Annotated in this window: 22 protein-coding genes; 11 read left to right on the top strand and 11 right to left on the bottom strand. The window is 73.2% G+C overall.

Going from position 1 to position 24,028, the window contains the following annotated elements:
• Positions 1-73: 73 nt before the first annotated feature.
• Complete coding sequence (locus ACLBXO_RS11645) at positions 74-712, bottom strand: YqgE/AlgH family protein (RefSeq protein ID WP_447685466.1); 639 nt, start codon at positions 710-712, stop codon at positions 74-76.
• Between the two features lie 187 nt (positions 713-899).
• Between ACLBXO_RS11645 and ACLBXO_RS11640 the strand changes: the two genes are divergently transcribed.
• The 3 genes from ACLBXO_RS11640 to ACLBXO_RS11630 all read left to right on the top strand — a co-directional run bounded on the left by ACLBXO_RS11640 (position 900) and on the right by ACLBXO_RS11630 (position 2,556).
• Positions 900-1,241, top strand: coding sequence for a hypothetical protein (locus tag ACLBXO_RS11640; protein ID WP_447685465.1), 342 nt, complete (start codon positions 900-902; stop codon positions 1,239-1,241).
• Between the two features lie 102 nt (positions 1,242-1,343).
• A complete protein-coding gene (locus ACLBXO_RS11635) occupies positions 1,344-1,823 on the top strand; it encodes a peroxiredoxin (protein ID WP_020093824.1) in 480 nt (159 codons plus the stop codon).
• 91 nt (positions 1,824-1,914) lie between these two features.
• Positions 1,915-2,556, top strand: coding sequence for a DedA family protein (locus ACLBXO_RS11630; protein ID WP_331294624.1), 642 nt, complete (start codon positions 1,915-1,917; stop codon positions 2,554-2,556).
• A gap of 6 nt (positions 2,557-2,562) precedes the next feature.
• On the opposite strand, the gene ACLBXO_RS11625 is transcribed toward ACLBXO_RS11630, so the two are convergent.
• Positions 2,563-3,312, bottom strand: coding sequence for a restriction endonuclease (locus ACLBXO_RS11625; RefSeq protein WP_331312706.1), 750 nt, complete (start codon positions 3,310-3,312; stop codon positions 2,563-2,565).
• 110 nt (positions 3,313-3,422) lie between these two features.
• Positions 3,423-3,836: a MucR family transcriptional regulator gene (locus ACLBXO_RS11620; RefSeq protein ID WP_331312705.1), complete on the bottom strand. Its 414-nt coding sequence runs from the start codon at positions 3,834-3,836 to the stop codon at positions 3,423-3,425.
• Between the two features lie 400 nt (positions 3,837-4,236).
• On the opposite strand from ACLBXO_RS11620, the gene ACLBXO_RS11615 reads away from it, so the two are divergent.
• Positions 4,237-6,912 carry a bifunctional acetate--CoA ligase family protein/GNAT family N-acetyltransferase gene (locus ACLBXO_RS11615; RefSeq protein ID WP_447685464.1) on the top strand — a complete coding sequence of 892 codons (2,676 nt, stop codon included), beginning with the start codon at positions 4,237-4,239 and terminating at the stop codon, positions 6,910-6,912.
• A 57-nt stretch (positions 6,913-6,969) separates the two neighbouring features.
• Here the strand turns inward: ACLBXO_RS11615 and ACLBXO_RS11610 are convergent, their stop codons facing one another.
• Complete coding sequence (locus tag ACLBXO_RS11610) at positions 6,970-7,503, bottom strand: Dps family protein (protein ID WP_331312704.1); 534 nt, start codon at positions 7,501-7,503, stop codon at positions 6,970-6,972.
• A 134-nt stretch (positions 7,504-7,637) separates the two neighbouring features.
• A complete protein-coding gene (locus ACLBXO_RS11605) occupies positions 7,638-9,467 on the bottom strand; it encodes a L,D-transpeptidase family protein (protein ID WP_447685463.1) in 1,830 nt (609 codons plus the stop codon).
• 301 nt (positions 9,468-9,768) lie between these two features.
• Here ACLBXO_RS11605 and ACLBXO_RS11600 point away from each other — a divergent pair, with 301 nt between their 5' ends.
• Positions 9,769-10,887, top strand: coding sequence for an acyltransferase family protein (locus tag ACLBXO_RS11600; protein WP_331312703.1), 1,119 nt, complete (start codon positions 9,769-9,771; stop codon positions 10,885-10,887).
• Here the strand turns inward: ACLBXO_RS11600 and ACLBXO_RS11595 are convergent.
• Complete coding sequence (locus ACLBXO_RS11595; protein ID WP_447685462.1) at positions 10,874-12,052, bottom strand: endo-1,4-beta-xylanase; 1,179 nt, start codon at positions 12,050-12,052, stop codon at positions 10,874-10,876. The two genes, ACLBXO_RS11600 and ACLBXO_RS11595, sit on opposite strands and share 14 nt — an antisense overlap.
• Positions 12,053-12,208: 156 nt before the next feature.
• Between ACLBXO_RS11595 and ACLBXO_RS11590 the strand changes: the two genes are divergently transcribed.
• Positions 12,209-13,051, top strand: coding sequence for an SDR family NAD(P)-dependent oxidoreductase (locus tag ACLBXO_RS11590; RefSeq protein WP_447685461.1), 843 nt, complete (start codon positions 12,209-12,211; stop codon positions 13,049-13,051).
• Between the two features lie 150 nt (positions 13,052-13,201).
• Here ACLBXO_RS11590 and ACLBXO_RS11585 read toward each other — a convergent pair whose 3' ends face one another.
• The gene (locus tag ACLBXO_RS11585) at positions 13,202-13,489 is read right to left on the bottom strand and encodes a GIY-YIG nuclease family protein (RefSeq protein WP_447685460.1); all 288 of its coding nucleotides are present in this window, start codon (positions 13,487-13,489) and stop codon (positions 13,202-13,204) included.
• Positions 13,490-13,708: 219 nt separating this feature from the next.
• Here ACLBXO_RS11585 and zwf point away from each other — a divergent pair, with 219 nt between their 5' ends.
• Together zwf and ACLBXO_RS11575 are read left to right on the top strand one after the other, a co-directional pair.
• Complete coding sequence (gene zwf / locus ACLBXO_RS11580; protein WP_447685459.1) at positions 13,709-15,181, top strand: glucose-6-phosphate dehydrogenase; 1,473 nt, start codon at positions 13,709-13,711, stop codon at positions 15,179-15,181.
• 122 nt (positions 15,182-15,303) lie between these two features.
• Positions 15,304-15,504: a hypothetical protein gene (locus ACLBXO_RS11575; RefSeq protein WP_331312699.1), complete on the top strand. Its 201-nt coding sequence runs from the start codon at positions 15,304-15,306 to the stop codon at positions 15,502-15,504.
• A 34-nt stretch (positions 15,505-15,538) separates the two neighbouring features.
• Here ACLBXO_RS11575 and ACLBXO_RS11570 read toward each other — a convergent pair whose 3' ends face one another.
• The gene (locus ACLBXO_RS11570; protein WP_447685458.1) at positions 15,539-17,053 is read right to left on the bottom strand and encodes a glucan biosynthesis protein; all 1,515 of its coding nucleotides are present in this window, start codon (positions 17,051-17,053) and stop codon (positions 15,539-15,541) included.
• 271 nt (positions 17,054-17,324) lie between these two features.
• Between ACLBXO_RS11570 and mdoH the strand changes: the two genes are divergently transcribed.
• A complete protein-coding gene (gene mdoH / locus ACLBXO_RS11565) occupies positions 17,325-19,271 on the top strand; it encodes a glucans biosynthesis glucosyltransferase MdoH (RefSeq protein WP_447685457.1) in 1,947 nt (648 codons plus the stop codon).
• A 269-nt stretch (positions 19,272-19,540) separates the two neighbouring features.
• Positions 19,541-20,206, top strand: a complete 666-nt coding sequence (locus tag ACLBXO_RS11560) for a L,D-transpeptidase (RefSeq protein WP_012320832.1) — start codon at positions 19,541-19,543, stop codon at positions 20,204-20,206.
• A 221-nt stretch (positions 20,207-20,427) separates the two neighbouring features.
• On the opposite strand, the gene ACLBXO_RS11555 is transcribed toward ACLBXO_RS11560, so the two are convergent.
• Together ACLBXO_RS11555 and ACLBXO_RS11550 are read right to left on the bottom strand one after the other, a co-directional pair.
• The gene (locus ACLBXO_RS11555; RefSeq protein ID WP_091980002.1) at positions 20,428-20,748 is read right to left on the bottom strand and encodes a cupin domain-containing protein; all 321 of its coding nucleotides are present in this window, start codon (positions 20,746-20,748) and stop codon (positions 20,428-20,430) included.
• 172 nt (positions 20,749-20,920) lie between these two features.
• A complete protein-coding gene (locus ACLBXO_RS11550; RefSeq protein ID WP_331312697.1) occupies positions 20,921-21,343 on the bottom strand; it encodes a DUF971 domain-containing protein in 423 nt (140 codons plus the stop codon).
• 81 nt (positions 21,344-21,424) lie between these two features.
• On the opposite strand from ACLBXO_RS11550, the gene moaA reads away from it, so the two are divergent.
• Positions 21,425-22,477 carry a GTP 3',8-cyclase MoaA gene (gene moaA / locus ACLBXO_RS11545; RefSeq protein WP_331312696.1) on the top strand — a complete coding sequence of 351 codons (1,053 nt, stop codon included), beginning with the start codon at positions 21,425-21,427 and terminating at the stop codon, positions 22,475-22,477.
• Positions 22,478-22,587: 110 nt separating this feature from the next.
• Here moaA and radA read toward each other — a convergent pair whose 3' ends face one another.
• Positions 22,588-24,024 carry a DNA repair protein RadA gene (gene radA, locus ACLBXO_RS11540; protein ID WP_091681792.1) on the bottom strand — a complete coding sequence of 479 codons (1,437 nt, stop codon included), beginning with the start codon at positions 24,022-24,024 and terminating at the stop codon, positions 22,588-22,590.
• Positions 24,025-24,028 lie beyond the last annotated feature (4 nt).

Here is a 24,028-nt window from a genome sequence, read left to right as displayed (position 1 = left end):
GGCCAGCGGCCCGGCGCAACCGACTTCGCTCCGCTCGCGAAGACGCCGTGCCGCCCTGGCGAGCGCGCCCGGCTCAGGCCCGGCCGGCGGTCATCGACAGCATCGCCGGGTCGATGCCGTTCGCCCGCAGGGCGAGGTCGTACTTGGCGTCGAGGTCGGCGTTGAAGATCAGGGCCGGGTCGGCCGGGCAGTTGAGCCAGCCGTTGGCCATGATCTCGCTCTCCAGCTGCCCCGCCTGCCAGCCGGCGTAGCCGAGCGCCAGCACGGCGCTGGCCGGGCCCTCGCCGCTGGCGATGGCGCGGAGGATCTCCACGGTCGCGGTCAGGCAGATGCCGTCGTCGATGATCAGCGTCGACTGCTGGATGTGGAAATCGTCGCTGTGGAGCACGAAGCCGCGCCGTCCCTCGACCGGGCCGCCCATCAGGACCGGCATGTGGCCGACCCGCTCGCGCAGGCGGATCGCGTCCGCCTCGGGCGCCACGTCGAGCTGGACCAGGAGGTCCGGCATGCTGATGTCGGTCGCCGCCTTGTTGACGATGATGCCCATGGCCCCGTCGGCGGAATGGGCGCAGACGTAGATCACCGAGCGGGCGAAGCGCTCGTCGGCCATGCCGGGCATGGCCACGAGGAACTGCCCGTCGAGGAAGTGGGGGCCCGACAGCTCCGTGCGGAGCGGCGCCGCCTTCCCGGCCTGGGACGACGCTGCCGACATGGGATCGGGCCTGCGGTGCGGAGGGTGCGCCATGCGTCCATGCTACGCCGCGCCCCTCCGTTGTCCAGCGGGCAAAAGGGACGCAGCAAGCCTCCCCCAAGCTTGTGCGGGTCTCATGCGCGCCGCGGAATGTCCCGGCCGGCGCGCGAGGGCGATCGCTCCGGCCACGTTCGAGACCGAGACCATCATGGCTCGCTCCGCCTCTCCGACCGCGTTCGACATCGAGGAGCAGCGCGCCCGGATCGAGCGCGCGCACGAGGAGACGCGGAAGTTCGTCGCCGAGCAGCACAAGCTGATCGCCGAGCAGTCGAAACTGGCCGCGGAGCAGACCAAGCTGGCGGCCGAGCAGTTCAAGATGACGGCCGAGGCTTCGAAGACGGCCGTCGAGCAGACCAAGCTCGCGGCCGAGGCCGCCAAGATCGGCCGGGACCGGAGTCTCGCGCCCTGGCAGGTGGCGCTGTCCGGCATGACGGCCGGGGCCGCGCTGTTCGGCGCCGGGGCGGCCTTCGTCAAGCTTCTCGGACCGTGAGCCGCAGGCCGCTCCCGATCCTCGACAGGCACCCCCTGCCACGCTAGGTCAGGCGCGCTGCTCACGCGTGCCTTTCCAGCGCGCGACAACGAGGGACCCGCGATGATCCAGGTCGGCGACCACCTGCCCCAGGCCACCTTCCGGGTGATCGGCCCCGAGGGCCCGATCGCGCGCACCACCGACGACGTGTTCAAGGGCCGGCGCGTGGTCCTGATCGGCGTGCCGGGCGCGTTCACCCCCAGCTGCCACCGCAACCACCTGCCGGGCTTCGTCACCCACCGGGACGAGATCCTCGGGCGGGGCATCGACGCCATCGCGGTGACGAGCGTCAACGACGTCTTCGTGCTCGACGCGTGGTCGAAGGCGAGCGGTGCCGAGGGCCTGGAGTTCCTCGCCGACGGCAACGCCGATTTCGCCAAGGCCCTCGGCCTGGAGATGGACGGCACGGGCTTCGGCCTCGGGATGCGCTCGAAGCGCTACTCGATGCTGGTCGAGGACGGCGTCGTCCGGATCCTCAACGTCGAGGAGACGCCCTCGAAGGCGGAGGCCTCGGGCGCCGAGGCCCTGCTGAAAGTCCTCTGAGCGCGCCGCGCGCCGCAGGTCGGCCCTCTTAAGGCCACGTTCCGTCCGCTTGTGTCGCCGGGCTTTGCCCGGAGACCGGCCCGAGGACCGCATGGCCTTCCTGAACGACCTGCCCATCGCCGAGCTGATCGCGAATTACGGATACATCGCGATCTTCGTGATCATCACCCTCGAGAGCGCCGGCGTGCCGTGCCCGGGCGAGACGGTGCTGATCTCGGCCGCCGTCTACGCCGGCAGCACCGGCAACCTGAACATCGGCTTGGTCATCGCCGCGGCCGCGGGGGCGGCGATCCTGGGCGACAATGTCGGCTACTGGGCCGGGCGGCGCTGGGGCATGCCGCTGCTGCTGCGCTACGGCCACCTCATCGCCCTGGATCACGGGCGGCTCAAGCTGGGCCAGTACCTGTTCCGCCAGCACGGCGGGAAGATCGTGTTCTTCGGCCGCTTCACCGCGATGCTGCGCGCCTACGCGGCCCTGCTCGCCGGGGTGAACCGGCTGGATGCCCGCCGCTTCTTCGCCTTCAACGCCCTCGGCGGCATCGTCTGGGCCGGCAGCATGGGCATCGGCTCGTACTATTGCGGCCGCCAGATCGAGCACATCGTCGGCCCGGTGGGCCTGACCCTGCTGGCCCTGGTGGTGTTCGGCGGCCTGGCCCTGTGGCTGTTCGTGCGCCGCCACGAGGCGCGCCTGCTCAGCGAGGCGGAGATCGCCATCCCCGGCCCGCTCGCCTGACGGGCATCACGTCTCCGCGAGGTCGAAGCCCTCGAGGGCGTCGTGGTGCAGGAGGAGGACGCCGGTGGCCGTGGCCAGCCGGCGCGCCGCCGGCGTGAAGCCGGCGTTCGACACCACGGCGGCCCGGTCCCCGTCCCAGTAGCGCAGGGCCGCGGCGGCTTCCTGCACGGCGGCGTTGCCCACGGGCTTGCTCAGCCGCTTGCACTGCACGACGAGGCGCAAACCGTCCCGCACCGCCACGATGTCGGCGCCCTGGTCGCCGCTCGCCGGCGTCCGGTGCGCGCGCCAGCCGGCCCGGACCAGGCGCGCGGCGCAGTAGCGCTCGTAGTCGAGCCCGTCCCCGGGCGCCTCGTCCTCCTCCGGAAGCGCGACGGCGGCCGCCTCGGCCTCGATGATCGCCAGCATCCGCGCGTGCTCGGCCTCGGCGAGGTCGGCGAAGCGGGGACCGAGCTGCGGCAGGACGGTCCGCTCGAGGAAGTAATCGCGCTCGCGCAGCCAGCCGTCCTCGATCCAGTTGCCGTAGGGGTCGCTGTAGCTCTCCTGACGCCGCCGCAGCGCCAGCGTCTCGGCATGGGCGCGGGCGATCCGGCGCACCCGGGCCCGGAACCGGCGCGGGCGCCCGAGATGGCGGAGCAGGACGAGCGCGAGGGCGAGGCCCGTCGCGGCGAGCGCCGGCCGGCCGTACCAGAGCCCGAACGGCAGGCCGATCACGGCCGTCCAGAACAGGCGGGCGACGAGGCTGGGCTTGCCGGGCATCGGGTCTCTGGGGCGCTGACGGGCCCCGGACCCTCGCAAGCGCGGCTTGCCCGATACCTAACCGGGCTCCGAAAGCTGTGGACGCGGGCGCGGCTGACAGCGCCGCGCCGTCAGCCCTTCCGGCGCTGGTGGCCGAGACCCATGCTCTTGGCGAGACTGGACCGCGCCGCGGCGTAGTTCGGCGCCACCATCGGGTAGTCGGGCGGGAGGCCCCATTTCGCCCGGTACTCCTCCGGCGTCAGGTTGTAGTGCGTCCGCAGGTGGCGCTTCAGCGACTTGAACTTCTTGCCGTCCTCCAGGCAGACGATGAAGTCGGGCTGGACCGAGCGCCGGACCGACACGGCCGGCCGCAGCTCCTCCGCCGGCGGCGCGGACGGCTCGCCGAGCCCGTGCAGCGTCGCGTGGATGGCCGCGATCAGCCCGGGCAGTTCCGGCGCGGGGACCGGATTGTTGCTCACGAAGGCCGACACGATGTCGACGGACAGCGCGAGATAGTCCGGTTGCCCTTCACCCGTGGCGTCCATCCCGTAACCTCCACTCGATCCCAGCCGGCCACCGACCACCGGCGCCGGCCGGAATCTGTCTCTGCTCGACCCGATACAGGGTAGTTAAGGGGCAGTTACTATGGTGGTGCGAATTTAATAGCAAGACCAATCGACACACACCCACAAGTGCCGTCTTAGAGTGGATAAATGGCGCTCGATATTGGACAAAAGGGCGGTCTGGAGGGCGCGCGCGGCGACCACGCGATTTCCGGCCGGCCCGTGCCGGCCGGGCGTTGCAGGCGCGCCGGATCGCGCCATCTGGGAGGGCGGCGGGCGCCCGGGCGCCCGCCCGTTCGGACGTGAGCGAGGGGGCCAGATGCGTGCCGCCAGGAACGGCTTGCGGGACCGCGTCCCGTGACGATGTCGTGAGCCGCCGGTCGTGAGCACCTACCGGTTCGACAAGCTGCTGGCGCCCCGCTCGATCGCGCTGGTCGGCGCGGTGGCGCGCGCGGGCTCGCTCGGGCGCAGCGTGCTGGACAGCCTGCGCGCCGCGGGCTTTCCCGGCGCGATCATGCCGGTCCAGCCCGATCACGCGGCCGTCGAGGGACTCCCCTGCGTGCCGCGGGTCGCGGACCTGCCCGCCGCCCCCGACCTCGTCCTGATCGCGGTGCCGCCCCCGAGCGTGCCCGAGGTCGTCGCGCAGGCCGCCGCGATCGGCGCCGGGGCGGCCGTGATCCTCACGGCGCGGCTCGGCTCCGGGCCGGAGGATCCGGGTCCGGTCGCCCACCGGATCGCCCGCGCGCACGGCCTGCGCCTGCTCGGGCCCGACAGCGCCGGCCTCGCGGTCCCGGGGGCCAAGCTCAACGCCAGCCTGTTCGCCCACGCCCCCGAGGCCGGCGACCTCGCCCTCGTCTCGCAATCCGGCACGGTCGCCGCCGCCATCGTCGCCTGGGGCGCCCGCCACGGCACGGGCTTCTCGGCCGTGCTGTCGCTGGGCAGCGTGCTCGACATCGGCGTGGCCGACTGCCTCGACCACTTCGCCGCCGATTACCGCACGCGCGCGATCCTGCTCTGCCTCGACCGGGTCGCGGATGCCCGCAGGTTCATGTCGGCCGCCCGCGCCGCCGCCCGGGCCAAGCCCGTCGTGGTCCTGCGGGCCGGCCGGCACCGCCCCGACACCCGCGCCGCCGTCACCCATACCGGCGCCCTGGCCCGGCCGGACGCGGTCTACGCCGCGGCCTTCCGGCGGGCCGGCCTGCTGGCGGTGCCGGATCTCGACGCGATGTTCTCGGCCGTGGAGACCCTGGGGCGCCAGCGTCCGTTCCCCGGTCACCGGCTGGCGATCGTGTCGAACGGCCGCGGCATCGGCCTCCTCGCCGCGGATCGGCTGATCGAGCGGGCCGGGACCCTGGCGGCGCCCGCCGAGGCAGAGGGCCGCGCGCCGGGCAATCCCCTCGATCTCGGCATCGACGCCGCCGGCCCGGCCTTCGCCGCCGCGCTGACGCCGCTGCTGACGGATCGGACGAGCGACGCCGTGCTGGCGATCCACGTGCCGACGATCCGCTCGGAGGCCGGCGCGGTCGCCGAGGCCGTCGCCGCGACCGTCAGGGCCGCCCGCGCCGGCCAGACCCGCAAGAAGCCGGTCTTCGCGGTCACGCTGGGCGACGCGGAGGCGGCCCGCGAGACCTTCGCGCAGGCCGGGATCCCGCATTTCACCACCGATTCCGAGGCGATCGAGGGCTTCCTGCACCTCGTGCGCTACCGCGAGGCGCAGGACGACCTGATGCGCACGCCGGACTCCCTGCCGCGGGACTTCTCGCCCGACACGGCGCGGGCGCGCTCGATCGTCGCCGCCGCCCTGCGCCAGGGCGCCGCGTGGCTCGATCCGGTGGCGGTGAACGGCCTCCTGCAGGCCTACGGGATCCCGACCGTCCCGATCACGCTCGCCCCCGACACGGACGCGGCCGCGGCGGCCGCGTGGCCGATCATCGCGGCGGGCGGGACGGTGGCGCTGAAGGTCGTCTCGCCGGACATCGTGCACAAATCCGACATCGGCGGCGTCCACCTCGACCTGACCAGCGAGGCCGACGTCGCGGAGGCCGCCCGCAGCATCCTGGCCCGCGCCCGCCGCGAGCGGCCCGACGCCCGCGTCACCGGCTTCGCCGTCCAGCCGATGGTCCGCCGCGGCCAGCGCCGGGAGCTGATCGCCGGCCTCGCCGAGGACGCAGTGTTCGGCCCTGTGGTCGTGTTCGGCCGGGGCGGCACCGCCGTGGAGGTGATCGACGACCGCGCCCTCGGCCTGCCGCCGCTCGACCTGACCCTGGCGCGCGACCTCATCGCCCGCACCCGGGTCGCGCGGCGCCTGGAGGCCTACCGCGACGTGCCGGCGGCCGATCTCGGGGCGATCGCGCTGACGCTGGTGAAGCTGTCCCAGCTCGCCGCCGACCTGCCGCAGGTGCGCGAGCTCGACATCAATCCGCTCCTGGCCGACGAGACCGGCGTGCTGGCCCTCGACGCCCGGGTCCGGATCGGGCGCGCGGAGCGCGGCGCCCTCGGCCGCGGCCACCCGCGCTTCGCGATCCGGCCCTATCCGGCCGAGTGGATCCGCACGCTGAACCTCAAGGACCGGACCGTGCGGGTGCGGCCCGTGCGACCGGAGGACGAGGGGCTGTTCCTGGCCTTCTTCAAGGGTCTCGACCCGGAGGATCTCCGGCTGCGGTTCTTCGGGCCGGTGCGCGCGTTCAGCCACGATTTCCTGGCCCGCCTGACGCAGCTCGACTACGCCCGCGCCATCGCGTTCGTGGCCACGGAGATCGGGCCGGCGGGCGGCGAGCGCATGCTCGGCGCGGTCCGGCTCCACGCCGACGCCAACCACGAGAGCGGCGAGTACGCGATCGCGGTCGGCCGCGACGCCCGGGGGACGGGCCTCGCCTTCGCGCTGATGCGCCTGATGATCGACTGGGCCCGGTCCGAGGGGATCGGGCGGGTCGAGGGCACGGTCCTGGCCGAGAACCGGCCGATGCTGGCGGTCTGCCGCCGCCTCGGCTTCGCGCAGGCGCGCGATCCGGACGATCCGGGCCTCGTGAAGGTGCACCTCGACCTCGCCGCCGGCTAGCGGCGGTTCGAACCTGCCAGGCCCGGCACCGGCCGCGCCGGTGCCGGACGGTGCGGCTCAGTGGCCGCTGTCGGTCGCGTCGCGGGTGGTCTCGTAGAGGAACCACGTCCGCTCCTCGGACTGGTCGATCCACTCCTCGAGCTGCGAGGTGGTGGCGACGTCGCCGGCCTCGTCGGTGACGCCGTGGAGCGTCCGCATGTTGGCGGTGAGGGCCTTGTTGTCGTCGCGCAGCTCCTTGAGCATGTCGAGGGGCGAGACGTACGCGGCGTCGTTGTCGGCCACGCGGGTGAGGCTCCTGGCCTGGCCGAGCGAGCGCAGCACCGTGCCGCCGATCTTGCGGGCGCGCTCGTTCACCGCGTCGATGATCCCGAAGATCTGGGCCGACTGCTCGTCCAGCAGGAGGTGGTAGTCGCGGAAATGGGGTCCGCTCATGTGCCAGTGGAAGTTCTTGGTCTTGATATAGAGCGCGAACAGGTCCGAGCTCAGGATCGTCAGGCCCTCGGCGATCGTCCGGACGTCGCTCGGATCGAGGTCGGTCGGGGTGTTCAGGCGCGCGCTCTCGATGCGGCTGCTCGGCTTGGCCTTGGCCATGGTCGTCTCCGTGCGTTTCGGTGGCTCGGCGCGTCGCTCCGTCTCTCCGGGGAGGGGCAGGGCGCCTTCAGCGAGCCAATGACCGGTCCGCCGGGATGTTCCGGCGTGCCGAGAATCGCATGGCTGGGTTGGCTTTAGCGGATAGGTTCGACGGATTCCAAACTGCGGCGCTCGGTGGCGGCCCGCGCCGGCGCCGGCTTCGCCGGCGCGGGCCTGACGGGCGCGGGCCTGGCCGCGACGGCCCGGGCGGGATCCGGCTTCGCGTCGTGGGCGGCCCCGGACCGGGGCGCGGCGGGCGCGGCGGTGGCCGGCTTCGCGGCACCCGCCTCCGCGCCCGTCGCGGGCGGGATCGCGCCGGTGGCGGCGGGCTCGGCGGCCGGCGTGTCGAGGTTGTAGATGTCGTCGCGGAAATGCGCCTTCCCGTCCGGCGTGGCGAAGCCGGTGAGGTACACGAAGGTGACCGGGATCGGCTTGGTGAGCTTGATGTCGCGGCGCTCGCCGTCGGCGATGCCGGTCTCGATCTCGATCGGGCCCCAGCTCGTGCCCGGCCCGTTGGGGCCGTCGGTGCCCTGCAGCAGCCAGCCGACGAGCTCCTTCACCTGCCCGACCCGGACGCAGCCGTGGCTGTGGAAGCGCACGCTCGCGGCGAAGAGCGACTTCGCCGGGGTATCGTGCATGTAGACGGCAAAGCGGTTCGGCATGTCGATCCGCACCTGGCCCAGCGAATTGTCGAAGCCGGAATCCTGGCGCAGCGTGTAGTTGACGGCCTTCTCGCCGGCCCAGTCGATCCGGGTCGGGTCGACCTCGCCGGCCGGGCCGAGGATCCGGATGTGGTTCTTGGCGAGATAGCCCGGGTTCTTCCGCATCTGCGGGATGATCTCGTTCTTCACCACCGAGGCCGGGACGGTCCAGGTCGGGTTGAAGTTGATGTCGGTGATCCGCGTCTCCACCGGCGGTGTCGCCTTGTCGGGCGAGCCGACCACCGCGACGTAGCGGCGCGCGACGGCGCCGTTCTCCACCGCCTCCACGGCGGCGGACGGGATGTTGACCACCACGTAGCGCTCGCCGAAGGGGAATTTCGAGCCCATCAGCCGGGCCGCGGAGGCGGCGAGCTGCCGCTGGCGCACCGTGGCCGGCACGTTGAGCGCGTTGATGGTGAGCCGGCCAAGTATCCCGCTGTCGGGCAGGCCGTGACGGGCCTGGAACGCCGCGATCGCCGCCACCAGGGGCGGGTCGAGGCGGTCGTTCGGCGGCGCGTCCGCCGGCAGGTCGCCGGTGAGGGTCAGGTGGTGGCGCAGGGCGGGAATCGCCGGGTGGCGCTCGCCGGGCTTGAGGCGCGCGAGATCCTCGGGCAGCCGCTCCCAGCCGCCGGCCTCCGCGAAGGCCGCGTAGCGCTCGGCCGCCCGGAGCGTGTCGAGGAAGGTCCGCGGGGTCAGCGTCGGGTTCGGGTCGGCGGAGACCTTGGCGTAGACCAGCGGCGCCGGCTCGCGGGATCGCTTCGCCGCGTCCTGAGGCTTGGCGGGCTGGGACTTGGTCTCGGACGGTCTGGCGTCCGACGCCTTGCTGTCCTGGGCCTTCGCGTCCTGGACCTTCACGTCCTGGGCCTTCGCGTCCTGGGGCGGGACGGGCTCCGGCGCGGCCTCGGTCGCCCGGGTCTCGGGCGGCTTGGTGTCGGCCCGCTTGGTGTCGGCCCGCTTGGCCTCCGCCGGCTTGCCGGCCGCGCCCTTCACCTCGGCCTTCGCCTCCGGTGCCCGGGGCTCCTGGCCCTTCGCGGCCTCGCCCGCGGCGGCGGGCGGCGCCGCGACCGGCACGGCGAGCGGCGGCACCGGCGCGGGCCCCCCCTGCGCGGCGCCGGCCCCCTGCGCCGGGGCGGCGCCCGGCGCTCCGAGCAGGGCCAGCAGGGACAGGCCCGCGCCCAGCGCGGCGCGGGGGCGGGCGTGACGGCGGGGCTGGACCGGGACCATACGCAACACTCCCGACGCGCTCAGGCGGCGCGACCGGGCCGGATGATGGGCCGGCGTGGTTACCAATCTCCTCCGACCCCGAGTGCGGGCAGGATCGGGATTCACGATGCCGCAATTGATTCATCCGCGTGTGACGTCGCGGATGTCGGTCGGCGTGAACGTCGCGCTCATACATTCATGCGTTGCTGGCCCCGGCGCCCGCGATGACGGAGTAGGACACCTTCGTCGAAGCGTTCCGTCGGACACCGCAGGGCCGGGCCGCCACGGCTGCCCAGGTCCGGACAGAAGGTCGGTCCCCAGCATGCCGGATTCCGGAGACCCGATCCCGAAGACGATGCCCTACCTGCCGCAGCTCGACGGGGTGCGGGCGCTCGCCATCCTGATCGTGTTCGCGGCCCATTGCGGCTACGGCCACGTGGTGCCGGGCGGCTTCGGCGTGACCGTCTTCTTCTTTCTCAGCGGTTACCTGATCACCACGCTCCTGCGGATCGAGCGGGCGCGGACCGGAACGGTGTCGCTTCCGGCCTTCTACCTCCGGCGGAGCCTGCGCATCCTGCCGCCCATGTACCTGACCCTGCTCGCCTCCGGCGCGCTGTACGCGGCCGGGTGGCTCGACTGGATGCCGGTCGCGCCGGCGGCGATCCTCGGGCAGGCGACCTTCCTGACGAACTATCCCGGCCTGTTCGGCACCGAGGCGGTGCTGCCGGTGCCGCTCTGGAGCCTCGCCATCGAGGAGCACTTCTACCTCGTCTTCCCGCTGGTCTTCCTGCTCTGGCTCGGGCGCCTGCGGCCGCGCCGCGCGGCCCTGGCCTGCCTGGGGCTCTGCGCGGCCGTCCTGGCGATCCGGTGCGTCAACGTCTGGCGGCTGCCGGATTACAGCCTGAACTACAGCTGGACCCACACCCGGATCGACGCGATCCTGTTCGGGTGCGGCCTCGGGCTGTGGAACAACCCGGTAATCCCGGCCGACCGGGCGTGGCGCCCCGCGCCCCGGCACGTCGCGGCGAGCCTCGCGGTGATCCTCGGGACCCTGGCGGTCCGCGATCCCGCCTTCCGGGAGAGCCTGCGCTACACGCTCCAGAGCGCCGCCCTGTTCGTGCCCTTCGCGTACCTGCTCCACGGCGAGGGGCCCCTGGTGCGGCTGCTGGCGAGCCGGCCGATGCGGCAGCTCGGGCTCTGGTCCTACAGCTTCTACCTCGCCCACATGACGGTGGTGGCCCTGGCGCAGCACCTGCGGCCGGGGCTGCACGGCGTCGGGCTGATGCTGGCGGCCTTCCCGGTGACCCTGCTGTGGTGCTGGGGCATGTACGGGCTCGTCGAGCGCCCCTGCGCGCGCCTCCGCCGCCGGCTCCTGGCGGACCGGCCGCCGGAGCCGAGCCTGGCCGAGGACGGCCGCCGGGCCGGCGTCACGCCCGCCTGAGCTTCTCGCGGGCGGCCCTGTGATCGGGCGCGGCCGCGAAGGCCGCCTTCATGGCGTGCCACAGGGGCTTGCGGCCGAACTGCGCGTCGAGCGGCAGCGCCCGCTGCGGCAGGCCGTCGGGCCGCTTGCGGTAGGGATGGTCGTTCAGCCACGTGTCCGGGTCGTAGATGTCCCAGGTCAGGACATCGAGGCAGGCGGGCTCGTCCAGCACCACGTCGAGGTAGCGCCGGGCGTAGTCGGCCACCATCCGGTCGCGGGTCGCCACGTCGGACGGGAAGGCGCGGTCGTCGATGTCGAGCTCGGTGATCTCGATGCCGAGCCCCATCTGGCCGATCTCCCGCAGGAAGCGCCGCAGCTGGCCCTGGTCGATCGGGATCGTGCTGGTGAGGTGCGACTGCAGCCCGAAGCGCCGGATCGGCACGCCGCGGGACCGCATCGCCTCCAGGCGGCGGAGCACCTTGGTGCGCTTGGCCTCCATCCAGGGCACGCCCTGCTCCACCGCGTCCTCGTTCCACGTGCCGGCGGCGGCCGGGTCGGTCTCGTGCAGGATCCGGAAGGCGAGGTCGACGTAGCCGGGCCCGATCGAGGCGAGCCAGGGGGAGTCGCGCAGGCCGCCGCCGCGGTCGGGATCGGCCTCGTTGCCGAGGATCTCGTTGACCACGTCCCAGGCGACGATCTGGCCCCGGTAATGGCCCGCCACCGTCTCGATCCAGCGCCGCATGAAGTCCTCGGCCTGGACGGCGCTCGCCCGGCCGAGCAGCGGCCCGACCCAGGGCGGCAGCGCCGCGTGCCAGACGAGCGTGTGGCCGCGCATGCGCTGGCCGTTCCCTCTCGCGAAGCGCAGGATGGCGTCGCCGCGGGCGAAGTCGGTCTTGCCGGGCGCCGGCAGGACCTCCTCCATCTTCATCTCGGTGCCGCAGACGAGGATGCCGCATTCCCGCGCCACCGCCTGCCGGTAGGCGGGCGTCGCGTCGAAGCGGTGGAACGGCACCTCGCAGCCGTACATCAGGCCCTTGGCGGCCGCGGCGGCCTGGAGGCTGTCGGCCGACCAGGACGGCCGGCCGAGGGGACCGAACCCCGCCGGGCCGGCCGCGCGCGCCGCGCCGGCGAGGCCGAGGGCGGCCGCGCCGGCGAGGATCGACCGGCGGTGCGGGGGAGGGGGCATCCGGGTGCTTCGTTCCGTGACGTGTCCGCCACCCTAGCAGAAGCCGCCGCGGCGGCGATCCGCAGGTTCTGCCGGGGCCGCTCGGGATCGCGGCGCGAACTCGCCTTCCGCCCGGGGCGCCCCATCTGATGGGCGCCCGTCAGCCGAGGATCCGTCATGAGCCAGCACCCCGCGATCAGCCCGGGCCGCAGCGCGGTCGTCACCGGCGGCGCGAGCGGCATCGGGCTCGCCGCCGCGCAGGCCTTCGCCCGCGCCGGCATGAATGTCTGGCTCGCCGACCTGCCGGGGCCGGCCCTGGACGCGGCCCGGGCCGCCGTCGCCGAACTCGCCGCCGTCGAGGTGCGCGCCGTGCCCACCGACGTGTCGGACCGGGGCGCCGTCGAGGCCCTGGCGGCGGCCGTCGCCAAGGCCGGGCCGCCCGCCCTGGTGATGCTGAATGCCGGGATCGAGGCCGGCGGAAAACTGTTCTCCGACGCCGACACCTGGACGCGGATCCTGGGCACCAACCTCGGTGGCGTCGTCAACGGCATCCACGCCTTCGCGCCCGGCATGATCGCGGGCGGCAAGCCCGGGGCGATCATCGTCACGGGCTCGAAGCAGGGCATCACCACCCCGCCGGGCAACGCGCCCTACAACGTCTCGAAGGCGGGCGTGAAGGCGGTCACCGAGGCGCTCGCCCACGAGCTGCGCAACCGGGAGGGCTGCCACACGACCGCACACCTGCTGATCCCGGGCTTCGTCTACACGGGACTCACGAAGGCCCGCGGCGTCGCCGAGAAGCCCGCGGGGGCCTGGACGCCCGACGAGACCGTGACCTTCCTGCTGGAGCGGCTCGCGGCCGGCGATTTCTACATCCTCTGTCCCGACAACGAGACCACCCGGGCCCAGGACGCCAAGCGGATCGCCTGGGCGTCCGGCGACATCGTCGAGAACCGGCCCGCGCTCTCGCGCTGGCATCCGGACTACGCCGCGGCGTTCAAGCGGTACATGGAGGGGTGACCCACGCGGCCTCGCGCTACCCTGGGTCACTTCGCTGCCCTCGTGATGACGGAGGAGCGAGACTCGTCGCGTGGCTGCGCGCGGGTTGCCGCGTTCGCCGTCTCTGCGAGCGCAGCGAAGCAATCCAGACAGCCGCGACCCCGGACCCGTTCACGCGCGATCGGGATACAGGTCGTTCCAGTCCGGATTCATCGCCTCGATCAGCGCGAGCTTCTTCTTCCGAGAGCCCGCCTTGATCCGCTTCTCGCGGGTGATGGCCTCATTCATCGGGGGATAGCGCTCGTACCAGACCAGGCGCTCGCAAGCGTAGCGGCTGGTGAAACCCTGGAGCAGCGCCTCCCGGTGCTCGTAGACCCGCCTGGCGAGGTTCGAGGTCACGCCCGTGTACAGCGTACCGTTGCGGCGGCTCGCCATGATGTAGACGGCCGGCTCGCGCATCGTGCCGTCCTTCGGCGCCCCCGCGCGGCCCCGGGTCGCTTCGCTGCGCTCGCAGAGACGGAGCGTGACGCCAGCGGGTTGCCCGGACCTGTCACAACCGCCCCCTGAACCGGACAGCGCTGGCCTGCGCCCCTCGTCTGGCGAAGCCCTTGCACACGGGCTAGGTCAGTGCGACGCAGCCGCCGCACGAGATCAGCGCACGACACCCGGGAGCCGCACTTGGCCACGATCATCCCCGTCGCTTCCTTCGACTGCGTCGTGTTCGGCGCGACCGGCGACCTGACCGCGCGGAAGCTGCTGCCGGCCCTGTTCTACCGATTCCGGGACGGCCAGATCCCCGAGACCAGCCGGATCATCGGCGCCTCGCGCTCGGAACTGTCCCTCGACGCCTTCCGCGAGCACGCCCGCGACGCGCTCAAGCGCTTCGTGCCGGCGTCCGACCTGACCGACGACATGCTCTACCGCTTCCTCGACCACGTCGACTACGTCGCGGTGGACGGGGCCGGCGACAGCGGCTGGACCGACCTCGTCACCAAGCTCGACGAGCGGCCCGACCAGGTCCGGCCCTACTACCTCGCCACCTCCCCCGACCTCTACGGATCGATCTGCCGCAATCTCGCGGCCCACGGGCTCGTCGGCGAGAAGTCCCGCGTCGTGCTGGAGAAGCCGATCGGCAAGGACCTGCGATCGGCCCGGGCGATCAACGACGCGGTCGGCGAGGTCTTCCCCGAATCGCAGATCTTCCGGATCGACCACTATCTCGGCAAGGAGACGGTCCAGAACCTGCTGTCGCTCCGCTTCGCCAACACGATCTTCGAGCGGCTCTGGACCTCGGACGTGATCGATCACGTCCAGATCACGGTCGCCGAGACGGTGGGGGTCGAGGGCCGGGCCGGCTACTACGACACGTCGGGCGCGATGCGCGACATGCTGCAGAACCACATCCTGCAGCTGCTCTGCCTCACCGCCATGGAGAGCCCGCTCAATCTCGAGGCGAACTCCGTCCGCGACGAGAAGCTCAAGGTGCTGCGCGCCCTGAAGCCGATCACCAGCCAGGACATCCCGCTGGTGACGGTCCGCGGCCAGTACGTGGCGGGCGCCGTCGACGGCAAGCCCGTGGAGGGCTACCTCGCCGAGCTCGGCCACGAGAGCCGGACCGAGACCTTCGTGGCCATGAAGGTCGAGATCCAGTCGGGGCGCTGGGCCGGCGTGCCGTTCTACCTGCGCACCGGCAAGCGCCTGCCTCAGAAGCTCTCCGAGATCGTGGTGCAGTTCCGCGCCTCGCCGTTCTCGATCTTCCCCGAGGAGGCCTTCGGCCGCGAGCCGAACCGCCTCGTGATCCGCCTGCAGCCGCAGGAGGGCATGAAGCTCGAGGTGATGACCAAGGACCCGGGGCCCGGCGGCCTGCGCCTGCGCCCGACCGACCTCGACATCTCCTTCGAGGAGACCTTCAAGCAGCGCTACCCCGACGCCTACGAGCGCCTGCTGATGGACGTGGTCCGCGGCAACGCGACGCTGTTCATGCGCCGCGACGAGGTCGAGGCCGCCTGGGCCTGGGCGGACGGCGTGCTCAAGGCCTGGGCCGACCGGCCCGAGGCGCCCCGGCCCTACCCGGCCGGGAGCTGGGGCCCGACCGCCGCCATCGCGCTGATCGAGCGCGACGGGCGCACGTGGCACGAGGAATTACGGTAACGATGCACGGCGGCCCACGGCCAAGCTGCCTTGATACCGTCAAGCCGGGTGTGAAATCTGTCGGCGCTGCCGGATACCGCCCCGCCAGAGGGTGGAGACGGCGCAGCACGAGGGATCATCACATGCTGGACCATCATCGGGACGCGGCCGTCCAGGCCGAGCGCCGCCTGGAGCGTTCGGTCGCCGCCGCCCTGCGCGTCATCGCGGCCGCCCACGACGAGCGGCGGGCCCCGCCGGTCTGCGCGGCCCGCCGCCGCCTGAGCGAGGTCTACGGCGCCACCCGCCTGGCCCGGCGCCTGGAGCAGGAGCGCCGGACCGCCTGAGACACGCCGTCTTCGCGACGCGCGAGGGCGGAGCCTAGACGGCGGCGTCCCAGGTCTCGCTGAGGGGCGTCGTCCCGCGGACCAGCCGGGCGCGCAGCACGACGTCGCCGGGCGGCACCGGCTCCGGCGGGCGCCACTCGACGTAGATCCGCCAGCCGCCGGTCTGCGGCACGTAGTTGGCCACCGGCTCGTGCATCGTGCCGGCGCTGGCCGAGACCTCCGCGGCGACCGCGGCGTCGGGACCCTTCGGCAGGCCCGGACCCTCGAAGTCGATCACGCAGAGGCGCCGCCGCGGGTCGGGCGGGTTCGACGGGCGCAGGCGCTCCGCCGAGCCGAGCCGCGTCGACGCCACCCGGGCGAGGGCGGCCTCGGGGATCGCCGGCACCGGCTCGGCCCCCACCGTGGTCAGGCCGTAGGCGACGTGCAGCGGCGCGCCGGGCTGGGCCGGGGCCGCCGGCACGAAGGCCGCCACGATGTTGTCCATGTACTCCTCGCCCGACGGGATCTCGAAGAGCTGCACGGCGCCGTCCGCGAAGGCGCCCCCGGCGGTGTCCGGCGCCACCCACAGGCCCGGCCGCGCCTCGTGGCGCGCCTCCACGTCGAGGTAGGCCGCGAAGCTCCGCTCCCGCTGCAGCAGCCCGAAGCCGGCGAGCGGCCGGGCCGCGAAGGCGGAGATCTGCGGCTGCGCGCGCCCGTTGACCAGGAGCCGCCAGATCCGGTCGATCCGCGCCGGATCGGACCCGGCCGCGACGCAGAGCCCGTCGGAATCGTGCACCTGCGGCCGGAAGTCGTCGAAGGGCTTGGCGCCCCGTGCCCCGGGCCCGTTCTGGCCGTACAGGAACATGCTGGTGAGCGGCGCCAACCCGAGCTTCGGGAGCGCCCGGCGCGGGTGGAGCGTCGCGGTGACGGCGATCCGGGCCGGGTCGCCGGGCGCGATCGCGAACCGGTAGGCGCCGGCCACGCTCGGGCTGTCGAGGAGGGAGAGCACCGTGAGCGTGCGCGCCTCCGGCTCCGGCTCGCAGATCCAGTGGGCGACGAAGTCGGGGAATTCCTCGCCCTCCGGAGCGCCGGTGCCGATGGCGAGCCCCCGGGCCGAGAGCCCGTATTCCTGGTTGGCCGCGCGCAGGCGGAAGTAGGAGGCGCCCAGGAAGACGAGGAACTCCTCCTGAAAACCCTTCGGCCGCCAGGCCGGCGTGTCCGGGAAGGCGTAGTGCAGGCGGAAGCCCGCGAAGCCGAGATCCGCCGGGAAGCTCTGGCCGGCGAGCCGCGCGCCCAGGTCGAACAGCCGCGTGTCGTAGGGGATCGGTCGCGCGGGTCCCCGGAGCGGCTGGAGGTGGAGCGCCACGCGCCGGCGCTGCAGGAAGCCGCGGTGGAACAGCTGCGCGCTGAAATGCGCGCCGAGCCGCAGGCTGGCGTCCGGCCGGAAGGTGATCGCCCGATAGCCGTCGTAGTCGAGGGCGGCGAGCGCCGGCGGCAGATCCTCGGGCGGCGGGGCGTAGGGCGCGGCCGCGCGCCGCGCCGCCTCGGCCGAGAGGGTCTCGAAGGTCATCGCGTCGCCCTGCGGCGGAAGCGCCGGCCCGGCCCACGTTCTGGACCCATTCAGATCCGTCGCGCTAGGTAGAACCGTGCCGGCAGCCGCGGCCACGACTGTTCGAAGAACGCGGCGCCGGGAGGGGGGATTGATCCGTTCGGCTTCCGGCGGCCTGGGCTGCCGGGTCGGCTCCGTATCCTCACCCCGCACATCGGTATCCACGGTCATCGGTCCCCGGCCCCGGACGGCCGGGCGGCCGGCAGCCTTCCACGGTCGAGTTCCTCGCGCCATGTCGTCACGCGTCACCTCCTCCGCCGAGCGGTCGCACCGGAACGCGGCTCCCGCCCTACCCGATCCGTCGGAGAGCGCTGCCTGCCGCGAGGTGTGGACCGGCGCCCCGAGCGGCGCCCCGAGCAGCGCCCTGCGCGCCCGCCGCCTCGCCCTGGCCGTCCCGAGCCTCGCCACCGCCGTCGGCCTCGTCTGGCTCGCCGCGCTCGCCTACCCGGCGGGCGTCAGCCCGCTGGCCTGGGCGGTCCTGGTGCTGTTCGGCCTCGTGATGGGCTGGCAGGCCTTCGTCGCCTGCCAGTACGTCTACGGGTTCGTCGCCGCCCTCCTGGGCGACCGGGCGAAGTCCGCGCTGGAGCGCCGCTCCGAGCAGGCGGGCGCCGTGGCGGACGGGGCCGGACGCACCGCCGCCGTGGTGGCGATCCACGCCGAGGACGCGGTCGCGGTCTTCGCCCGCCTGCGGGTGATGGCCCGCTCGCTCGCCCGCGCCGAGGCGCGGGGCATCGACATCTTCGTCCTCTCCGACACTCGGGACGGCGCGATCGCCGCCGTGGAGGAGCACGAGTACGCCCGCATCCAGGCCTGGGCGGCCTCGGACCCGGCGCTGCCGCGGATCCGCTACCGGCGCCGGACGGAGAACGTCGGCCGCAAGGCCGGCAACATCGGCGAGTTCTGCCGCACCTACGGCGGCGAGTACGCATTCATGATCGTGCTCGACGCCGACAGCCTGATGACCGGCGCCGCCATGGGCCGGCTCGTCGGGCTGATGCAGGCGAGCCCGCGCACCGGCCTGATCCAGACCGTCTCGTACGCGGCCGGCCGGGACACGCTCTTCGCCCGCATCCAGCAATTCGCCGTCCGCCTCTACGCGCCGCTGGCCCTGCGCTGCCTGGAGACCTGGCAGGGCCCGGAGGGCAGCTACTGGGGCCACAACGCGATCCTGCGGGTCGAGGCCTTCGCGGAGAACGCGCAGCTCCCGCGGCTCCCGGGCCGGGAGCCGCTCGGCGGCGAGATCCTGTGCCACGACATCGTCGAGGGCGCGCTGATGGTGCGCGCCGGCTGGGAGGTGCGGCTGCTGCCCGAGATGGGCGGCACCTGGGAGGAGATGCCCACCAACCTCGTCGACCTGCTCGGCCGCGAGCGCCGCTGGTGCCAGGGCAACCTCCAGCACCTGCGGGTGCTGCCCTGGGCGGGCCTGCGCGCGGCGAGCCGCTGGCACCTCCTCGTCGGCATCCTCTCGTACGGGGTGCTGCCGCTCTGGATCGCGTTCCTGGGCCTCGCCGCGTGGCAGGCCGCCCGGACCGGCGATCTGGGCCTGCTGGCCTACGGGCTGACCGGGCAGGGCGCCGCCGCCCACGGGCTCGCCGCCCTCAGCGTCGCCGTGCTGGCCCTGCCGAAGCTCCTGAGCCTCGGCCACGTCCTCGCCTCCGCGGAGCGCCGGGCGGCCTTCGGCGGCGCGCGGGCCCTGCTCGCGAGCGCCGCCCTGGAGCAGGCCGTGTGGGTGGTCCTGTGGCCGGTCCTGACCCTGTTCACCGCCGGCGCCGTGGTCTCGACCTTCTTCGGCCGGGTGGTCCGCTGGGACACGCAGGACCGGGACGACCGGCAGGTCTCCTGGGCGGAGGCCTTCCGGCTCCAGGCCGACGCCGTGGTGGTCGGCGCGCTGATGGTGTTCGCCCTGGCCCTCGTCGGGAGCCCGTGGCTCGCCCTCTGGCTGGCGCCGATCGCCCTGGCGCTGCTCACGAGCCCGGCCCAGAGCGTCTGGACCAGCCGGGCCGATCTCGGCCGCGCCGCCCGCGCCCGGGGCCTGTTCCTGAACGCCGACGACACCGCGCAGGCGCCGGAACTCGCCGAACTCGCCCAGCTGCGCGGCCTGCCCGCCGCGCCGGCGCCGGCCCCGCACCGCCCGGCCGCGCGCGAGCCGGCGATCTGGCTCGCCGCCGACGAGGCCTGACGCGGCCCGACGGGGCGCCGCGGACCCCGGACACGGCCGCGGACCCGGGCCGCGAACGCCGGGACCCGCGGCCTCGATCCCGGCCCGTTACGGCCAAGCTGCCACAGTGTTGCCATCGAGTCACGGGCGGGCGGAACCGCCCCGCCGGGGCGGTTTCAGGCTTGGATTTGAGGCGCGAGCGTTTACCCCTTGTCGAGGATCGGCACGGCATCGTGCCGCGGTCTTCGCCGCGTTCCCGCCATAGTCCGCGCCTGCCCCGAGAGGCTTTGATGCGTCGTTTTCTCCCCGCCCTGATCGGGCTTCTCGGCGCGGCCGCCTGCGCCGCGCCGGCACTGGCCTACGAGATCGACCCGCTGACCCGCCAGCCGCTGAACGACGCGCTCACCGTGCGTGTCCGCCCGCAGGCCGTCGAGACCGTCGCGGTGCCGGTGGCCAACGCCGCCCTGAACCCCGCCGACCCGCTGAACGCCGACGCGGCGGTCCCGCAGATGTCGGCGATCCCGCGCGAGACGGTGGCCTATAACGGCCCCTACGGCGCCGGCACGATCGTCGTCTCCACCGCCGAGCGGCGTCTCTACTACGTGCTGGGCGGCGGCCAGGCCCTGCGCTACGGCGTCGGCGTCGGCCGGCCGGGCTTCACCTGGGGCGGCGTGCAGACCATCACGATGAAGCGCGAGTGGCCGGATTGGCGCCCGCCGGCGACCATGCTGAAGCGCCGGCCCGACCTGCCGCGCTACATGAAGGGCGGTCTCGAGAACCCGCTCGGCGCCCGCGCCATGTATCTCGGCGGCTCGATCTACCGCATCCACGGCTCGAACGAGCCGGAGACGATCGGCACCGCCGTCTCGTCGGGCTGCATCCGCATGACCAACGACGACGTGACGGACCTGTACACCCGCGCCAAGGTCGGCACGAAGGTCATCGTCCAGCGCTGATTCCTCTTCGGAGCTTCGACGAGGGGGCCGGCCGCGAGGTCGGCCCTTTTTTGCGTTTCGTAGGGTTTCCGGTCGATGGCTTCGGCACGGCCGTCTTTGCGAGCGGAGCGAAGCAATCCAGCGGCGCCACGCCTGCAGAGGTCGCGCTGCCCTGGGTCCCATCGCTTCGCTCGTGATGACGGGAGAGGCACATCAACCGAAGCGTTCAAACGGAAACCGGATCAGGGCAGGGTGACCAGCGCGTCGGGGCGCTTCACCTCGATCTCGATGAACGCGATCGGGTGGTCGGACCCGTTCATCACGTCGTGCCGGATGCCGGCCGGGCGCATGTAGGATTGCCCGGCCGCGAGCGCCGTCTCGCTGACCGCCGCGCCGTCGTGGACGCGCAGGATCCCGTCCACCAGCATCACCACGAAGTAGGGCCAGCCGTGCTCGTGCCAGCCGGTCACGCCGCCGGGCGGGAAGTCCCAGCGCGTGATGCGCACGGCGGCGTCGTCCTGCTGGATCGTGGGCGTCGCGGGGATGGTGCAGGCGAAGGCCATGGCGGCTCCGAAGGTGCGGGCTGACGGGTGCGCGGCTCGACTCCGCCGTCATCGCGAGCGCAGCGAAGCGACCCGGGGATGCGCGACGCCGAAATCGTGGCGCCACTCTGGATTGCTTCGCTCCGCTCGCAAAGACGAGGCTCGGGGCCTGAGTAAGCGGGAGCGGCCGCCCTCAGTGGCAGCCGCACGAGCCCGACCCGCAGCCTCCGCCCTGCTTCACCGGGGCGGTGCGCGCGGTCTCGCGGTCCAGGCCGCGCTCGGCGAGCTCGCCGAGATAGGTGTTCCACCGCGTCTCGTACTCGCGGCCCAGCGTGTGGAGGTAGCCCCAGCCGTAGATGCCGGTGTCGTGCATGTCGTCGAAGCCGAGCTTCACCGCGTAATTGCCGACCGGCTCCACCGCCAGGATCGCCACGGCGCGCTTCCCGCCGATCACCTTCCGCTCCAGCGGCGAGTGGCCCTGCACCTCGGCCGAGGGGCTGGACACCCGCAGGTACTCGGCCGGCAGGGCGTAGCGCGCCCCGTCCTCGAAGGCGACGTTGAGCACCCGCCGGTCGGCCGACAGGCGGATCTCGGTCGGCCACAGATCCTCGGTCACGGGCCACACTCCTCACGCAATCTGGGGCTGCGGCGCGGGACCTGCTTGCCCGCGACCGCCGGTGGCATCATATGCCGGACGATGCTCGATGACAGCTCCCTGACGCCGCAGACGTCCGCTCTCGGCGCGACCGCCGGGCCGGCGCCGCTGATCGACCCGTTCCAGCGGGCGATCTCGTACCTGCGCATCTCGGTGACGGATCGCTGCGACCTGCGCTGCGCCTACTGCATGTCCGAGCACATGGAGTTCCTGCCCAAGCGCGACCTGCTGACCCTGGAGGAGCTGGACCGGCTCTGCGGGGTGTTCATCGCCCGGGGCGTGCGCAAGCTCCGGATCACCGGCGGCGAGCCGCTCGTGCGCCGCGACATCATGCACCTGTTCCGCCGGCTCTCGCGCCACCTCGATTCGGGGGCGCTGGAGGAGCTGACGCTCACCACCAACGGCACGCAGCTCACCCGCTACGCCGACGAGCTGGCGAGCCTCGGCGTGCGCCGGATCAACGTCTCGCTCGACACCCTCGACCCGGACAAGTTCCGGGAGATCACCCGCCGGGGCGACCTCAAGGTGGTGCTCGACGGCATCGCGGCGGCGCGGGCCGCCGGGATGAAGGTGAAGATCAACGCGGTGGCGCTCCGCGACGTCAACGCCGACGAGATCCCTGCCATGATCGCCTGGGCGCACGGCCTCGGCATGGACATGACGCTGATCGAGGTCATGCCGCTCGGCGAGATCGAGGCGGACCGGACCGACCAGTTCCTGCCCCTGTCGGTCGCCCGGCAGCGCCTGGAGACCCGCTACACCCTCACGCCGCTGCCCGACCGCACCGGCGGCCCGGCGCGCTACGTGCGCGTCGAGGAGACCGGGGGCAAGCTCGGCTTCATCACGCCGCTGACCCATAATTTCTGCGAGAGCTGCAACCGTGTGCGCCTGACCTGCACCGGGCAGCTCTACATGTGCCTGGGCCAGGAGGATTCGGCCGACCTGCGGGCGGTCCTGCGCGCCTCCCAGGACGACGCGGTGCTGGCCCAGGCGGTGGTCGAGGCGATCACCCGCAAGCCCAAGGGCCACGACTTCGTCATCGAGCGCCAGCGCCCGGCCGCCGTGCCGCGGCACATGAGCGTGACGGGGGGGTAGACGCCTCGACCGTCCTTGCGAGTGTGAGCGAAGCAATCCAGGGCGCCGCGCGCTGCCGGAATGTGGCGCATCCCTGGATTGCTTCGCTCCGCTCGCAAGGACGGGAGCGCTCACATCTCCTCGTCGGCGTAGCGGGCCTGCTGCCGCCCGCGCTGGCCGGATCCCCGCCGCGGCGCCCCCGCGCTGATCCCCGCCACCAGGTCGGCGATGTGGCGCAGCGTCTCCACGGAGAGCGCCTTCTCGCCCTCGCCGCGGCCCTGCGGGATCAGCGCCTTGGCGAAGCCGAGCTTCTGCGCTTCCTTCAGCCGCGACCCGGCCTGCGCCACGGGCCGGATCGCCCCCGACAGGCCGATCTCGCCGAAATAGACCGTCTCGGGCGGCAGCACGGCCCCCGACAGCGACGAGACCAGGGCGGCGGCGACCGCGAGGTCGGCCGCCGGCTCGGTGATGCGCAGGCCGCCCGCCACGTTCAGGTAGACGTCGTGGCTGCCGAGCCGGATGCCGCCATGGGCCTCCAGGACGGCGAGCACCATCGACAGCCGGTTGGGGTCCCAGCCGACCACGGCGCGCCGGGGCATGCCGAGCGACGAGGGCGCCACCAGGGCCTGGATCTCCACCAGCAGCGGCCGCGTGCCCTCCATCCCGGCGAAGACCGCGGTGCCCGCCGCCTGATGGTCGCGGCCCGCCAGGAACAGGGCCGAGGGGTTCGGCACCTCGCTGAGGCCCGCGTCGGTCATCTCGAACACGCCGATCTCGTCGGTCGGCCCGAACCGGTTCTTCACCGCGCGCAGGATGCGGAAATGGTGGCCCTGGTCGCCCTCGAAGGAGGCGACCGCGTCGACCATGTGCTCCACCACCCGGGGACCGGCGATCTGCCCGTCCTTGGTGACGTGCCCGACCAGGATCACCGCCGTGCCGGTGGTCTTGGCGAAGCGGATCAGCGCCTGCGCGGAGGAGCGCACCTGCGTGACCGTGCCGGGGGCCGATTCCACCGTCTCGGTCCACATGGTCTGGATCGAGTCGATGATCGCCAGCGCGGGCGGGCGCCCCTGGCTCAGGGTCTCGACGATGTCCTCGACGTTGGTCTCGGCGGCGAGCTGGACCGGGCGCGCGCTCAGGCCCAGCCGCTCGGCCCGCAGGCGCACCTGCCCGACCGCCTCCTCGCCCGAGATGTAGGCGACCCGCTCGCCCGTGCCCGCCATGGCGGCGGAGGCCTGCATCAGCAGGGTCGACTTGCCGATGCCGGGATCGCCGCCGAGCAGGATCACCGAGCCGCGCACGAAGCCGCCGCCGGTCACCCGGTCGAGCTCGCCGATCCCCGACGGGATGCGCGGCGCCTCCTTGGCCTCGCCGGTCAGGCCCTCCAGGGGGAAGACCCGGCCGCGGTTGCGCGACGGCCGCGTCGCGGCGGGCCCCGACTGGCCGGGCGCCGAGGGCGCCTCCTCGACGATCGTGTTCCAGCCGTTGCAGGCCTCGCAGCGCCCGCGCCAGCGGTTGTAGACCGCCCCGCAGGACTGGCAGACGAAGGTCTGGTGGATCTTGGCCATACGG

It is taken from the genome of Methylobacterium sp. C33D (assembly GCF_053345825.1).
This window is presented reverse-complemented; position numbering and strand designations above follow the sequence as displayed.